Source organism: Mesorhizobium sp. M8A.F.Ca.ET.181.01.1.1, assembly GCF_004792025.1.
Classification (GTDB): domain Bacteria; phylum Pseudomonadota; class Alphaproteobacteria; order Rhizobiales; family Rhizobiaceae; genus Mesorhizobium.
Window position 1 is genome coordinate 1 of sequence record NZ_SRTV01000198.1, and the last position, 313, is coordinate 313.

Sequence of the window (313 nt, forward strand, 5' to 3'; positions counted from 1 at the left end):
GGCGCGCCGCGAGGCACAGCAGGCCGACATCGTGGTGGTGAATCACCATCTATTTTTCGCCGACATCATGTTGCGCGATACCGGCATGGCTGAATTGCTGCCCACCGCCAACACGATCATCTTCGACGAAGCACATCAGCTTCCCGAAACGGCCACGCTGTTTTTCGGTGAGACGCTTTCGACCGCGCAGTTTCTCGAGCTCGCACGCGATTCGGTGGCCGAGGGTTTGGGCCACGCACGCGACGCCGTCGATTGGGTCAAGCTCGGCTCCACGTTGGAACGCGCCGCGCGCGACGTGCGGCTTGCGTTCAAG

General features: G+C 62.3%; 1 pseudogene. It reads left to right on the top strand.

Going from position 1 to position 313, the window contains the following annotated elements:
• Positions 1-313: pseudogene (locus tag EN824_RS34225) on the top strand (ATP-dependent DNA helicase); the annotation flags it as partial.